Here is a 13,780-nt window from a genome sequence, read left to right on the forward strand (position 1 = left end):
GCAATGTCCAGCCCACATGATGACTTTGCCCACAGCCTGGTCCGCGAGGTGCTTGCGGGTCCGACCACCCTTCGCGCCCATCCCGATCGTCCCGCCAAGCTGCTGGTACCGCGCCCCGACGGCCGGATGGCCGGCATCGATCTCACGCCTTTCGAAGCGGAACCCCAGCCGATGACCGCCGGCCATTATTTTCACGGAATCAGATCCGTAGATGAACTGCTGACGGCTTATCGGGAAGCTCGGCAGTCGAAACCGTTCGAAGAGGATCCGCCGGAAGCCTTGGAACACGTGGACCCTTATGCCCGCGAGTTTCTCGACGGCGTGCTGGCCCGTGCCCGGAGTTTTCTGACCGATGCCGAGGCGAAGCTGATCGGCGACTGGGTCGGCCGGCTCGATGTCTACGTGGCGGTCAAGGCCATCGAATCGCTGCTGTACAGCCAGGCCGATCTGACCTTGCTGAAGATCGCGCCGCGCCTGGGCTGGACCGTCCATTTCGATCATCTCGCGATCCGCTGCGGCTCGTCGGCCCACAGGGATGCCGAACGGGTCGTGGAAAACCTGCGCCGCCATCACGGCTATGTGCCCTCGCAAGTCGAAGGCGAAGATTTCTATCAGTTCGAGGACGGCTGGAACGCCTACCTGCTCTACAAAATCCTGGAAAACGGCCAGGTGCTGCGGCTGTTCATCGATCAGTCGGATGCCGATAATCCCACCCAGATCATCCAGCATTGGAATCACGTTTACGGCTACACCGCCCATCATCTGGCGATCCGGGCCACGCGGTTCGAGGAAGGCCGGCGCGTCGCGGTCGGTTTGTCGAAGCTGATGCATACCATGGAGGCGGAAGGCATAGCCATCATGACCCCGACGGGTGACTACACCGATCGGCTGCTGCTACAGGTATTCACCCGGCCCGAGCGGAACCGGGAAGTTCCGGAACGGATTCGGGAGGTCTTGAGGACTCACGGTGCGGAGCTGGAAACCGTCATCGAAAACGCCAAGCTCCTCGAACTTCTGTCGCGCCGGGAAACGAGCCCGGAACTGGCCGAGCGATTCTTCGCGCTGTACGACATTCCTTACGAGCGGGACAACCCGCTTCATTCCGCCCCGATCTACAACTATTTCCTGCCGGAACAGGCGGCCCACGTCATTCGTACCTCGGTCCAGACCGCCGCCTAGCGAGGAGACGATGTCATGCGGAACGTCTGCGTCCTGGGGGCCGGCACCATCGGTTCCCTGATTGCCGGCCTGCTTTCCCGTGCGGGCGACTATACCGTTCATCTGGTCGATCACGATGAAAACGCCCTGAAGCGGGCTGCCGAGGACATCGATCGACAAAACCTGACGCCCCTCGCCGTGGATGCGATCCACGGCAGCGGGCTTCGACATTGCCTGTCGGATTATCCTTTCGAAGCGATCATCTCCGCGCTGCCGTATTACTGCAACCCGCTGGTGGCCGAGTACGCCATCGAATCGGGCCTGCATTATTTCGATCTGACCGAGGACGTGACCGTTACCCGTTACGTCCAGAACCTCAGCCAGGATGCGGAAACCGCTTTCGTTCCGCAGTGCGGCCTGGCGCCCGGTTTCATCAACATCGTGGCGAACGATCTGATGGGACATTTCGACGAGCTGGACACCGTGAAGCTGCGGGTCGGCGCGCTGCCGGTGCACCCCAGCAACGTCCTGAAATACTCGCTCACCTGGTCCACCGACGGATTGATCAACGAATACGGCAATTTCTGCTATGGGCTCGAGGACGGCCACGAAGTCGTCCTGATGCCGCTGGAAGGCTATGAAACCATCGAAATCGACGGGCTGCTCTACGAAGCCTTCAACACCTCGGGCGGCCTCGGCACCCTGGCCGATACCTACAGCGGCAGGGTCAAGGCGCTGAACTACAAAACCCTGCGCTATCCCGGCCACTGCGAGAAGATTCATTTCCTGATGCGGGATCTCAAGCTCAACAAAGATCGGGAAACCCTCAAACGGATCCTCGAAAACGCCATCCCCAAGACCGTGCAGGACGTGGTGCTGGTTTATGTCTCGGTCAGCGGCAAGCAGCGCGGCGAACTGTACGAAGAGAACTACGTGAAGAAAATTTATCCGCAGACGATCTACGGGAAGCTGTGGTCGGCCATCCAGGTGACCACCGCCGCCGCCCTTTGCGCAGTCGTCGATCAGGTGTTGAACCGGACCGAGCTCTACCAAGGCTTCGTGACGCAGGAGAGCTTTCGGCTCGAGGATTTTTTGGAGAACCGGTTCGGGCGGTATTACCGATGAGGTGAATCGCCTGGATGCGAGGGTGTAGGATGCGCTTCGTCCCTCAACGCCCCATGGCTCTAAACCGCTGTAATCCGGTTATACGGAAGTGGAGGATAGGTTTTCCTTTTCCCCACGTGACAGCGGTCTGTCCCCCGGATGGCGGGAGCCCGCCATGAGAGCCGCATGACGCAGGGCGTCCAGGCGTTTGGCGTAGTGATGGTCCCGATGAATCAAGCTCAACACGTCCAGACCCCTTAACACCTTGACCAGTTGCGGCTGCATACCCACGAAGAAGAGGTGTTGTTTGTGCTCCCGAGTCATGCGGATCATGTCTTCCACCGCCTTGGCTGCCGAAGTATCGATGAAAGGTACATCGGATAGGTCCAGGACCACGCTCTTGAAGGTGCTGAATTGCCGTACCCGCTCCAGGCGGCGGACCATGTTGTTGGCCGAGCCGAAACTCATGGGCCCATCGATATGGATAAGTATGATCTGGCCGTTGTTGCGGGCCAGGATAGCCGCCTCCTCGGAGATCAGGGGCGGTTCCGGAGCCTCGTGGGTGATGATGCGCAGCCTCGATTCTTCGAATTCCCCCATGCGCTTTACGAATAGGAGGTTCGCCAGTACCACGCCAACGCCCACCGCCTGGATGAGGTCCACGAATACCGTCAGGCCCAGCACCACCAGCATGATCAGCACGTCGGCCCGGGGCGCATGAACGACATGCCGCACGAACCACCAGTCGATGATATCGATGCCCACCTTGAGCAGGATGCCGGCGAGTACGGCAAGCGGGATCTTTTCGGCTAACGGGCCCAGCCCCAATAGGATGGCCAGGAGGAACACTGCGTGGAGCATGCCCGAAAGGGGCGTGCGTCCACCGGTGCGAACGTTGACCACCGAGCGCATGGTGGCCCCGGCTCCGGGTAATCCGCCGAAGAATCCGGCGACTATATTGCCGATGCCCTGACCGATACACTCCCGATTCGAATCGTGCTGGGTCCGGGTGAGATTGTCGCAAATCAGCGAGGTTAGCAGGCTGTCGATGGTTCCCAAAAGGGCCAGGATCGCCGCCGATTCCAGCATCACCAGCAAGAGATCGGCCTGAAAAGTCGGGATGATGAGGGTGGGAAAGCCTTCCGGCACCTCGCCGATGACCGGCGCGGCCGGTAGCCAGAAATAGGCGGTGAGCGTGCCGATTACCAGGGCCAGGACCGGCGGCGGAACCCACTGGCCAATACGGACGGGGGTCAGCGACACGATCCCCAGTGAGAGGAGGGTGAGTCCGACCGCCTGGGGATCGAGGCTGTCCCAGAACTCCGGGATCGCCCGTAGCGTGGCTAGCACCCCTTCCGGTTTGGGGGAGTGCCCCAGCAGGGCGGGGATTTGCAGAATGAGAATGATGCAGCCGATCCCGCTCATAAAGCCGGAAATCACCGGAAACGGGACCAGCCGAATGTAGCGCCCCCATTTGAGGAGGCCGATGAGAATCTGGAGGGCGCCGCCCATCATCACGACAGTGAAGGCGAGGGCGGGCTGATGGACATAGAGCAGGAGGACTTCGGCCATGACCACGGTCATCGGACCCGTGGGGCCGGAGACCTGAGCGGGCGTTCCGCCGAACAAGGCGGCGAAAAAACCCACGAAGATGGCTCCATAGAGTCCGGCGATGGCCCCTGCCCCGGAGGTTACGCCGAAGGCAAGCGCCAAAGGCAGGGCCACGACCGTGGCAACGAGGCCGCCGTAGATGTCGCCGCGAAGATTATTGAAGTGAAGACCGTAGATCAGCGGTTTCATGGTTCGATCTCTCTTGCCACATTTCAGGCGGCGATAAGCTTAGAGACAGCTGCTTACCGGCAGCCTATCTGTGAGCAAGTGTACATCTCCGGTATAGGCGGACGAAATGACGCACCCGAGAACGGATTCCTCGAGCCGCAAGCCCGGCGGGCGATCCTGATGCGGGAGGGCGATATGAGCTTCAAGGCATTAGATGATTCGTTTGACGGCAAGCTGCATGGCGGAGGGGATAGGTACGGACGCGTGCTCCGGCAGAGCGAGAAACTGGCCGCGTCCAGGGACATAGGCGAAAACTTCGGCCTTATCGATCTTGTAAACCCAGCCATAGAGCTTGATAGTCCCTCGGACGAGTCCCGCGGCAACCACGGGGTGCGTACGCAAGTTTTCCAATTGAACTAAAACATTCTCTTGCACGGCGGCCGTCAAGAGGGAATTGCCTTCCAGATGAGCGTAATTTTCCCGAGTGATCCGGCGGGTCGCCTCGGCATGGCCGAGCCAAGCGCGAGCGGCCGGGAGGTCGGCCACGCTTTCCGGGCCGCTCAGCAGCGCCTGCATGGCCCCGCAATAGGTATGGCCGCAAACGATGATTTCCTTCACTCCCAGATTGGCGACGGCGTACTCGATGGTGGCCGCTTCCCCGCCGCCGCTAGCCCCATAAGGAGGAATGATATTCCCCGCATTCCGCAGGATGAACAGGTCGCCCGGTTTCGACTGCGTGATCCAGTTCGGGTCGATACGCGAGTCCGAGCAGGTAATGAAAAGGGCAAGTGGATTCTGTCCGCCCGCCAGCTTTTTGAATGACTCTCTCTCTGACTTCGAGAGGCTCTGCTGAAACCTGTGAAAGCCTTCCACCAGTTCTTTCATGGGATTACCTTCCTCACCATGGGCACACGCGCAAAGGCATTTTATTCAGCTCAGAGGGAGTGATACCGCCCCGCCGACTTACGGATACAAATTCGGTGGTTTAATCTCTGTTTGACCATGCCGGGCCTTTTGGTTCAGCAACCGCTTTTGGAAGCCGTGCCGGAGAACCGCTGCGACTCCCAATTCCATTCGGCATTGGAGTGAACATTCATCGTAGGATGGGTAGAGCGAAGCGAAACCCATCGATGGCGGGTTGGCCCCTAGTCTCCGCTCGGGACAGGCCCTTCGACAGGCCTGTCCTGAGCATCGTCGAAGGGCTCAGGACAGGCTCCGCGTAACCCGCCGATCCTTCGACTTGGCTCAGGACAGGTCCGCGGCCGTTCGGTGGGTTACGGCGCACGCGAAGCGCAGTGATCGGCGGTCGGTCAGTGCTGATGTGCGCCTAACCCACCCTACGAAAATGAATGCCTTATTGAAAGCGATTTGAAATAAGGAAAGCTCCGGCCAAAGTAAATTTCGGCACTATGAATAAGGTCCACAGGATATACAGAGGCACGAGGCGCGTCCTACGAGCCGAGCTCAATCGAGAGAGCCCCTCCCACAAGCTTGTATTTTCATGGCAATCCCATCGCCATAAGCATCACCTCGACAGGATGATAGGCGCGCACCCCGAGCCCGTCGGCGATTTGGCGGCGGCAGCTGGTGCCGGGAGCCACGATCAGCGTATCGGTTCCAGCCTCGCGGATGGCAGGAAACAGTACCAGCTCGGCAATGTCCAGCGAGACGGCGTAGTGCTCCTGTTCGTAGCCGAAAACGCCCGCCATGCCGCAGCAGCCGGAGGGAATGGGTCGAACCTCGACACCGGGAATCAGGGACAGCGCCTTTAACAGCGGCTGTATTCCGAGCAGCGCTTTCTGGTGGCAATGACCGTGCACCAGCAGCGTCTTGCCCGTCAGCGCATCGCCGAACGGATTTTCGTTAAGCCGCCCGATCTCTCGGTCGATGAATTCCTCGAAGGTCAGGGTGCGATCCGCCACGATGCGCGCCTTCTTCCTGAGCTCCTCGCCCTGCAGCAAGTCCGCCGCTTCGTCACGGAAGGTCAGGATTTCCGAAGGTTCGAGCCCGATGATCCAGCGGCCGGTCACTGCGGAAGGGTATAGCCGCTCGACGGCCCGGCTCAGCCGTTTCCGGGCGGCGCGCAAGAGACCTTGGCTGATCTGTATCCGCCCGGATTCGAGACACGGCGTTGCCGCCATGCGAAACCCGAGTCGTTCCAAAACCTCGAAGGCCGCGATCGCCAGCCGGGGTTCGTAGAATTCGGTGAAGGGATCGTTGAACAGCAGGACCTCGCCCTTCTGGCCAGCCGGTTCGGCCGGACGCCGCCGCTTCAGCCATCGGCTGAAAGGCTCGCCGGCAAGGGGCGGCAGCGGGCGCTCCGGATGAAAGCCCAGCCGGGATTTGACCCAGATCTGCGCCAGCAAGCGGTTGGACAACGCGGGCGCGAAGCTCGCGATCCGGCTGAGCCGGTCGAAGTTCCCCACGATACGCGCCCGCCACGGCACTCCGGCCCGGTCGTAGTGCTGCTGTAGGAATTCCGCCTTCATGCGGGCCATGTCGACATTGGCCGGGCATTCCGATTTGCAGCCCTTGCAGGCGAGGCAAAGGTCGAGGACATCCCGCAGCAGCTCGCGATTCATCGCCGTCCAGGGTTCGGAACTGTCCATGACCTGCCGGAAGATGTTGGCGCGGCCGCGGGTGCCGTGTTTTTCCTCCCGTGTCGCCATATAGGAGGGGCACATCGTGCCGCGCCCGGCGCTTTTCAGGCAGACCCCGGCGCCGTTGCACTTCGAAGCGGCGATTCTTAAGCCCGCTTCGCGGCTCCAGTCGAAGTAGGCGGCAACCGGTTTCCCGTTCTCATGGGCTCTCAGATCCGAAACCAACGGCGGAGGATCGAAAATCTTGTGCGGGTTCAAAAGATCGTGAGGATCGAAGGCGGCCTTGATCCCGTGCAGGAGCCCATAAAGTTCCCCACCCAAAAGACCTTCCAAATAAGGCGATCTCAGGCGACCGTCGCCATGCTTGGCGCTGATCGTCCCGCCGAAACCGATCGCCCGTTCGAACACTTCTTCGACGATGCGCTCGTAAAGACGCCGGCCTTCCCGGCTGCGCAGATCGAGCAAGGGGCGGAAATGCAACACGCCCCATCCGGCCGGACCGAAGACGACGCAATCTACACCATGGCGGGCCATGACCGAGAAAACCGCCTCGGCATAAGCGGGCAGATCCTTGACTGACACTGCCGTGTCTTCGATGCCGGTGACGGCCTTGACCGGACCCGGCATGCCCATGAGCAGACCCAATCCTGCCGCGCGCAGGGCCAGCGCCCGCTCCCGGAGCGGCGAATCGAGCACTTTCCGGGCATAACCCAGGTTCAGCGAACGCAATTCGGCCGTCAGATTTGAGACCGTGGCGTCGACTTCACCGCCGGTTTCGTCCACGAAATCGACCAGCAGCACGGCGGCCGGATCGCCTTCGATCCAGAAGCGGTTGCGTTGCTGCTCCAGATTGGTCTTGGTGAGCTCCAGGATATGCCGGTCCACCAATTCCAATGCCGACGGCTTATGGTTCAGCGTCACGGCCACCGCCGAAAGCGCTTGCGGCAGGCTGTCGAACTGGACGCAGACCAAGCGGCGCCGGTCGGGTAGCGGCACGAGCCCGACTTCGATTTCGCTGATCAAGGCCAAGGTTCCCTCGCTGCCGCACAGCAGTCCGGCCAGATTGAAAGGCGGCCCCCGAGATTCCCAAGGCTGCCCGCGCGCCAGCACGTCCAAGGGATAGCCGGCGTTGCGGGGAATGCCGTCGGGGCGGGGGAAGCGATCGAGAATCAGCGCCCGATGGCGGTCGATCGCCTGATACACGGCGCGGTAAATCCGCCCCTCCAGATTGTCCAGCGCTAATTTTTCCCGAAGCTGTTCGCCTTCAAGTGATTCGAACCGGGCGATGCTGCCGTCGCTCAAGACCGCCTCGGCGGACAGACTGTGATCGCGGGTCGTGCCGTAGCGCAAGGCATGGCTGCCCCAGGCGTTGTTGCCGAACATGCCGCCTATCGTGCAGCGGTTGGAGGTGGAGGGATCGGGGGCGAACATCAGCCCGAACGGGCTCAGCGCATCGTTGAGATCGTCGCGGATCACGCCCGGCTGGACCCGTGCCCGCCTCCGCTCCGGGTCGATCGAGACGATCCGGTTCATGTGGCGGGTGAAATCGATTACCAGACCGTCGCCGACGCACTGCCCCGCCAGGCTGGTTCCGGCTGCGCGGGGAATCAGCGGCAGCCGTTCCTGCGCGGCGAATCTCATCAGCGTTACGCAATCGTCCCGGTGCTTGGGCCGCGCCACGGCCAGAGGCATCTTCTGGTGGGGCGAGGCGTCCGTGGCGTAAAGCAGGCGCGAGAGCCGGTCGGTCAAAAGCTCCCCTTCGAGCGCTCGGCTTAAAACCGAGAGTTTTGATAGCGGTTCGGATGTCATGACGGGTGGGCTCGTTAACTGCTTAGACCGGGGATAGAATCGGAGGTTAGAGCCTTCCATGTCGAGGTCTGACGGAAAACCGGGATTTCGTAGGGTGGGTTAGGCGCACTCCAGCATACTCCGATGTCAATCACTGTGCTTTGCGTGCGCCGTAACCCACCAACGCGCGGTGTGGTGGGTTACGGTGCGCGCCTGACTCGGTGGGCCGCGTACAGGCGGTATGTAGGCGCACCTAACCCACCCTACGACATGGATCAACCCGGCGAAACGGGTTTATGGCACACGCTGATCATTCGTTGTAAGGTTTGCAGAAAACCGATGGGAGCGATCTCGATGGGATTACTGGATGGTAAAAGGGCGCTGGTGTGCGGCAGCAGTCAAGGGATCGGCCGGGCCATCGCCATGCTTTTCGCGGATCAAGGCGCCGAGGTCGTTCTCCTTGCCCGCAACGAGTCGGCGTTGAAGCTCGTCTGTGGGGGGCTCAGTTCCGCACATCGGCAGAAGCACGGCTACTTGATAGCCGATTTCGGCTGTCCCGATCGCTTGAAGCAGATCCTGGAAGAACGCCTGCCGGCGCTTCTTCCCATTCACATCCTGGTCAACAACACAGGCGGACCGCCGGGCGGGCTTCTGTATGAAGCCGGGATCGAGGAATTCACTAGAGCCTTCACCCAGCACCTCATTTGCAGCCATATCCTGGTCCGAGCCCTGCTCCCCGGCATGAGGAGCGAGAGCTTCGGCCGGATCATCAATATCGTTTCAACCTCGGTGAAGCAGCCGATTCCGGGACTCGGCGTCTCCAACGCGGTGCGCGGCGCCATGGCCAACTGGGCCAAGACTCTGGCCGGAGAACTCGCGCCCTTCGGCATCACCGTGAACAACATCCTTCCGGGAGCGACCGAGACGGCGAGGCTCCGGGCTATCATGGAGGCCAAAGCCCGAAGCTCGAACAAATCCATCGATGACGTGGTCGAACAGACTAAACGCTCGATTCCCCTGGGACGTTTCGGAAAGCCCGAAGAAATTGCCTATGCGGCGGGCTTTCTCGCATCCGATTTGGCTTCGTATATCACCGGGATCAATCTGCCCGTCGACGGGGGACGTACGATGAGCTTGTAAATATGCAACGAATCGCGAATTACATTGCCGGCGAACTCGTTCCGCCCGTTTCCGGCCGCTATCTCGAAAACATCGAACCGGCCACCGGCCGTTTGTTTTCGGAAGTGCCGGACTCCGATTCCGCCGATATCGACCACGCCGCAGCCGCCGCAAGGACGGCGTTTCCCGCCTGGGCCGAGGCTCCGCTGGAAGAGCGATCCAGGCTGCTGCGCCGGATCGCGGATCTCATCGAAGCCAAGGCGGACGCGCTCGCCCGCGCGGAATCGGTTGATGCCGGAAAGCCCCTGAGCGCGGCGCGCCAGGTCGACATCCCGAGAGCCGCCGCCAATTTCCAATTCTTCAGCTCAGCCATCCAGCATTTCTTCTCCGAATCCCATGCCATGGGAAGCCAAGCGCTGAATTACACGCTCCGCGTGCCGCTCGGCGTCGTCGGCTGTATTTCGCCGTGGAACCTCCCGCTTTATCTCTTTACCTGGAAAGTCGCGCCCGCGCTGGCCGCGGGGAACACTGTCGTGGCCAAGCCCTCGGAGCTGACGCCGATGACGGCGTTTTATCTCTCGGAAATCTGCCAGGAAGCGGGGCTTCCGCCGGGGGTTCTGAACATCGTCCACGGCACCGGCGCCAAGGCCGGGCAACGCCTGGTCGAGCATCCGAACGTGGAGGCCATCTCCTTCACCGGCGGCACCCAAACCGGAGCCCGGATCGCTCAAACCGCGGCTCCCAAGTTCAAAAAGCTCTCCCTGGAACTCGGCGGCAAGAATCCGAACATCATCTTTGCCGATTGCGATTTCGAACGCGCCGTGAGCACCACGGTCCGCTCGTCCTTTTTCAATCAGGGCGAAATCTGTCTGTCGGGGTCGCGGATCTTCGTCGAACGGCCGATCTACGAAACGTTCAGGGACGAATTCCTGCGACGGACCCAGGCGCTGCGCGTGGCCGATCCACTGAGCGGAGACTGCGACGTCGGCGCGCTCATTTCGGAAAGCCACCTCCGCAAGGTGCTGTCCTACATCGATCTGGCGCAGACCGAGGGCGGGCGGATCCTGACCGGCGGCAGGCAGGTGCGTCTTGAGGGCCGCTGCGAAAACGGATTCTTCGTCGAGCCGACCATCATCGAAGGTCTCTCCCCGGACTGCCGGGTCAATCAGGAGGAAATCTTCGGCCCCGTGGTCACCCTGATGCCTTTCGATGGCGAAGACCAAGCGGTCGAGTATGCCAACAGCACGATGTACGGGCTTTCCGCCACAGTCTGGAGCGAAAGCCTCAAGCGCTGCCATCGCCTGGCGAACCGGATCCATTCCGGGGTGATCTGGATCAACTGCTGGCTGCTCCGCGACCTCCGGACGCCTTTCGGCGGCATGAAGCAATCGGGCGTGGGCCGGGAAGGCGGCTTCGAGGCGCTCAAGTTTTTCACCGAAGCCAAGAACGTCTGCGTTTATCTCGGAGGATAGCGCGTATGGCGGGTCAGCGTATCGACTCGGAAAAAGCACCGGAACCCGTGGGCCTCTATCCCCATGCCAGGCGGGTGGGGAATCTCTTGTTCCTGTCTGGGGTCGGGCCGAGAAAACGCGGCAGCAAGATTATTCCGGGCGTCGAGCTGGACGAGGACGGGAATATCGTTGCCTACGAAATCGAGGCGCAATGCCGCTCGGTCTTCGAAAACGTCCGCCTGATCCTCGAGGAAGCGGGCTCCCGTTGGGACAAGCTGGTGGACGTCACCGTCTTCCTGACGAATATGGAAAAGGATTTTCCGGCTTACAACCGGCTCTACGCGGAATACTTCAGGACCAATCAGCCCTGCCGGACGACCGTCGAAGTGTCGCGGCTGCCGACCCCGATCGCGATCGAGCTGAAGTGCATCGCGACCATCGAATGAGAACGGAGAATCGCCGTGAGAGAACTCAAGCCTTTCAACTTCCGCGAGTGGATAGACCAACACCGCCATCTGCTCAAGCCCCCGGTCTGCAACAAACAGGTGTTCGAGGACGCGGAATTCATCGTCATGGCGGTGGGCGGCCCCAACCGCCGCAAGGATTATCACTACGACGAAGGCGAGGAGTTCTTCTACCAGGTCGAGGGCGACATGGTTCTCAAGATCATGGAGGACGGAAACCCCAAGGACATCCGCATCCGGGAAGGCGATATCTTTCTGCTTCCGCCGCGCATCCCCCATTCCCCTCAGCGCTTCGCCGACACGGTGGGGCTGGTCATAGAGCGAAAGCGAGGACCGGCGGAAAACGACGGTCTCCTATGGTACTGCGACAACTGTTCGAATTTGCTCTACGAGGAATATTTCCACCTCGAAAACATCGAGAAGGACTTGCCGCCGGTTTTCGAGCGGTTCTATTCCAGCGAGGAAAACCGGACGTGCAAGAAGTGCGGGACGGTGATGGAGGCGCCTTGAATACACACTCGCGGCACACGGTAGGATGGGCAAAGGCCGGTGGTAGTCTGTGCCCATTACTTCGGCCCTCAGTTCCCTCTCCCTCCGGGAGAGGGTTAGGGTGAGGGGATCGAAACTAGGTTTTCTTCCGATGAAACAACTGGCCCGAACGCTACGAAAACAACAGACCAACGCGGAGAAATTATTGTGGAGCCGGTTGAGAAACCGCCAGCTGGAAGGTTGCAAGTTCCGTCGGCAACAACCCATCGGCCCCTACATCACTGACTTCCTTAATCTAGAACCAAAGCTGATCATTGAACTCGATGGTGGACAGCATACCGAGCAACAGGAACAGGACAATCAGCGAACCCGGTACTTACAGGCTTTGGGTTATCGGGTGTTGCGGTTTTGGAATCATGAAGTGCTCGGCGATCTTGAGGCAGTGTTAGAGGCAATTCGGATTGCCATAGTTGTTCGATCCCCTCACCCCAACCCTCTCCCGGAGGGAGAGGGAGAAAGACGGTACAAACCGGTATGATCCTTTACAAAACAGACCGGGCACATGGTTTACATCCATTAAGGTATTGGCGAGGAGGAAACGCCGATGCCGTGGAAAGAGACCTGTGCCATGGACCAACGAGTTCAATTTATCGGTGACTGGCTGAGTGGACAGTACACCAAGACCGATTTGTGCGCGTTTTATGGGATCAGTCGCCCAACGGGCGACAAGTGGATTGATCGGTATCAGCGGTGGGGGCTGGACGGGCTCCAAGAGTTGTCGCGGGCAGCCCAGCATCACCCCAATGCGGTTGTCCCCGAGTTGTGTGAGCGGATGGTGCGGTACAAGTTGAAGCATCAGTCGTTTGGTCCGAAGAAAGTCATGGATGGTTTGCGTCGGGAAGATCCGACGGTGAACTGGCCTGCGGACAGCACCGCGGGTGAGATTCTGAAGCGGGCCGGTCTGGTGGCGCCGCGGCGGCGTCGTCGGCGAGTACCGCCGCACAGCCCGCCGTTGGCTCATTGTGACGGTGCTAATGCGGTGTGGAGTTCGGACTTCAAGGGCGACTTTGCGCTGGGCAATGGGCGGCGGTGTTATCCCCTGACGATCACTGACAACTTCAGTCGCTACCTGTTGCAGTGCCGGGGGTTGCCCCAACCGACCTGGGCCGAGACCCAACCGTGGTTCGAATGGGTGTTTCGGGAATACGGCTTGCCCGAAGCCATCCGGACCGACAATGGCGCCCCGTTTGCCTCGTTGGCGGTGGGCGGCTTGAGTCGGCTGTCGGCCTGGTGGATTCGGTTGGGGATCCGTCCTGAGCGGACTGAACCCGGCCGCCCGGATCAAAATGGCCGGCATGAACGGATGCATCGGACGTTGAAAGCGGCGGTGGTGGTTCCCCCGGCCGCGACCCTGGAGGCTCAGCAGCAACGTTTTCACCGGTTTGTCGCGGAATATAACGACGAGCGCAGCCACGAGGCGCTGGAGCGGCGCACGCCCAGCGAGCTGTACACCGCCTCGCCCAGGGCTTATCCCGCGAAGCTGCCGCCTGTGGAGTATGCCACCGGAGTAACGGTCCGCCGCGTGCGGCAGAACGGTGAAATCAAGTGGAACGGGCATTTGCTCTATGTCTCTGACCTTTTGGCCAAGGAACCGCTTGGCTTGAACCAGATCGACGAGTTCCTGTGGGAAGTGCGCTATAGCTTTCACCTTCTGGGGGTGCTCGATGAGCAAACCCAGAAAATAAACTCTCCCAGCCAATGGCATGGAAAGGGAGAAAATTTGTAAACCATCCGCCCGGTTTAATTTGTAAACCATGCACGGCTTGCA

11 protein-coding genes are annotated in these 13,780 nt (G+C 60.6%); 8 read left to right on the forward strand and 3 right to left on the reverse strand.

The features are described 5' to 3' along the window. Window positions 1-3: 3 nt before the first annotated feature. Complete coding sequence (locus tag ACR2R1_RS15600; RefSeq protein ID WP_434110840.1) at window positions 4-1,179, forward strand: hypothetical protein; 1,176 nt, start codon at window positions 4-6, stop codon at window positions 1,177-1,179. A 15-nt stretch (window positions 1,180-1,194) separates the two neighbouring features. Further along, entirely contained in the window at window positions 1,195-2,283 is a 1,089-nt protein-coding gene (locus ACR2R1_RS15605) for a saccharopine dehydrogenase C-terminal domain-containing protein (protein ID WP_434110842.1), read from the forward strand. A gap of 78 nt (window positions 2,284-2,361) precedes the next feature. Here the strand turns inward: ACR2R1_RS15605 and ACR2R1_RS15610 are convergent, their stop codons facing one another. The 3 genes from ACR2R1_RS15610 to ACR2R1_RS15620 all read right to left on the reverse strand — a co-directional run bounded on the left by ACR2R1_RS15610 (window position 2,362) and on the right by ACR2R1_RS15620 (window position 8,450). Further along, window positions 2,362-4,062 carry a SulP family inorganic anion transporter gene (locus tag ACR2R1_RS15610; RefSeq protein ID WP_434110844.1) on the reverse strand — a complete coding sequence of 567 codons (1,701 nt, stop codon included), beginning with the start codon at window positions 4,060-4,062 and terminating at the stop codon, window positions 2,362-2,364. A 189-nt stretch (window positions 4,063-4,251) separates the two neighbouring features. Further along, window positions 4,252-4,926, reverse strand: a complete 675-nt coding sequence (locus tag ACR2R1_RS15615; protein WP_434110846.1) for a carbonic anhydrase — start codon at window positions 4,924-4,926, stop codon at window positions 4,252-4,254. 614 nt (window positions 4,927-5,540) lie between these two features. Further along, window positions 5,541-8,450: an FAD-binding and (Fe-S)-binding domain-containing protein gene (locus tag ACR2R1_RS15620; protein WP_434110848.1), complete on the reverse strand. Its 2,910-nt coding sequence runs from the start codon at window positions 8,448-8,450 to the stop codon at window positions 5,541-5,543. A 123-nt stretch (window positions 8,451-8,573) separates the two neighbouring features. Between ACR2R1_RS15620 and ACR2R1_RS15625 the strand changes: the two genes are divergently transcribed. The 6 genes from ACR2R1_RS15625 to ACR2R1_RS15650 all read left to right on the forward strand — a co-directional run bounded on the left by ACR2R1_RS15625 (window position 8,574) and on the right by ACR2R1_RS15650 (window position 13,738). Beyond that, a complete protein-coding gene (locus ACR2R1_RS15625) occupies window positions 8,574-9,569 on the forward strand; it encodes an SDR family oxidoreductase (protein ID WP_434110850.1) in 996 nt (331 codons plus the stop codon). A gap of 2 nt (window positions 9,570-9,571) precedes the next feature. After that, on the forward strand, window positions 9,572-11,020 hold the full coding sequence (locus tag ACR2R1_RS15630) for an aldehyde dehydrogenase (RefSeq protein ID WP_434110852.1): 1,449 nt from the start codon (window positions 9,572-9,574) through the stop codon (window positions 11,018-11,020). Window positions 11,021-11,025: 5 nt separating this feature from the next. After that, window positions 11,026-11,445, forward strand: coding sequence for a RidA family protein (locus ACR2R1_RS15635; RefSeq protein WP_434110854.1), 420 nt, complete (start codon window positions 11,026-11,028; stop codon window positions 11,443-11,445). 15 nt (window positions 11,446-11,460) lie between these two features. Then, window positions 11,461-11,973: a 3-hydroxyanthranilate 3,4-dioxygenase gene (locus ACR2R1_RS15640; protein WP_086133723.1), complete on the forward strand. Its 513-nt coding sequence runs from the start codon at window positions 11,461-11,463 to the stop codon at window positions 11,971-11,973. A gap of 130 nt (window positions 11,974-12,103) precedes the next feature. Beyond that, window positions 12,104-12,490 carry an endonuclease domain-containing protein gene (locus ACR2R1_RS15645; RefSeq protein ID WP_347258746.1) on the forward strand — a complete coding sequence of 129 codons (387 nt, stop codon included), beginning with the start codon at window positions 12,104-12,106 and terminating at the stop codon, window positions 12,488-12,490. Between the two features lie 90 nt (window positions 12,491-12,580). After that, entirely contained in the window at window positions 12,581-13,738 is a 1,158-nt protein-coding gene (locus ACR2R1_RS15650; protein WP_434110856.1) for an integrase core domain-containing protein, read from the forward strand. Window positions 13,739-13,780 lie beyond the last annotated feature (42 nt).

This window comes from Methylocaldum sp. GT1TLB, assembly GCF_051027445.1.
Taxonomy (GTDB): Bacteria; Pseudomonadota; Gammaproteobacteria; order Methylococcales; family Methylococcaceae; genus Methylocaldum.

Excerpts from the sequence above, each read along its gene's own strand:
- ACR2R1_RS15620 (WP_434110848.1), bottom strand. The coding sequence starts at position 8,450 with ATGACATCCGAACCGCTATCAAAACTCTCGGTTTTAAGCCGAGCGCTC.
- ACR2R1_RS15605 (WP_434110842.1), top strand. The coding sequence starts at position 1,195 with ATGCGGAACGTCTGCGTCCTGGGGGCCGGCACCATCGGTTCCCTGATT.
- ACR2R1_RS15630 (WP_434110852.1), top strand. The coding sequence starts at position 9,572 with ATGCAACGAATCGCGAATTACATTGCCGGCGAACTCGTTCCGCCCGTT.
- ACR2R1_RS15625 (WP_434110850.1), top strand. The coding sequence starts at position 8,574 with ATGTCAATCACTGTGCTTTGCGTGCGCCGTAACCCACCAACGCGCGGT.
- ACR2R1_RS15650 (WP_434110856.1), top strand. The coding sequence starts at position 12,581 with ATGGACCAACGAGTTCAATTTATCGGTGACTGGCTGAGTGGACAGTAC.
- ACR2R1_RS15610 (WP_434110844.1), bottom strand. The coding sequence starts at position 4,062 with ATGAAACCGCTGATCTACGGTCTTCACTTCAATAATCTTCGCGGCGAC.
- ACR2R1_RS15645 (WP_347258746.1), top strand. The coding sequence starts at position 12,104 with ATGAAACAACTGGCCCGAACGCTACGAAAACAACAGACCAACGCGGAG.
- ACR2R1_RS15600 (WP_434110840.1), top strand. The coding sequence starts at position 4 with ATGTCCAGCCCACATGATGACTTTGCCCACAGCCTGGTCCGCGAGGTG.
- ACR2R1_RS15615 (WP_434110846.1), bottom strand. The coding sequence starts at position 4,926 with ATGAAAGAACTGGTGGAAGGCTTTCACAGGTTTCAGCAGAGCCTCTCG.
- ACR2R1_RS15635 (WP_434110854.1), top strand. The coding sequence starts at position 11,026 with ATGGCGGGTCAGCGTATCGACTCGGAAAAAGCACCGGAACCCGTGGGC.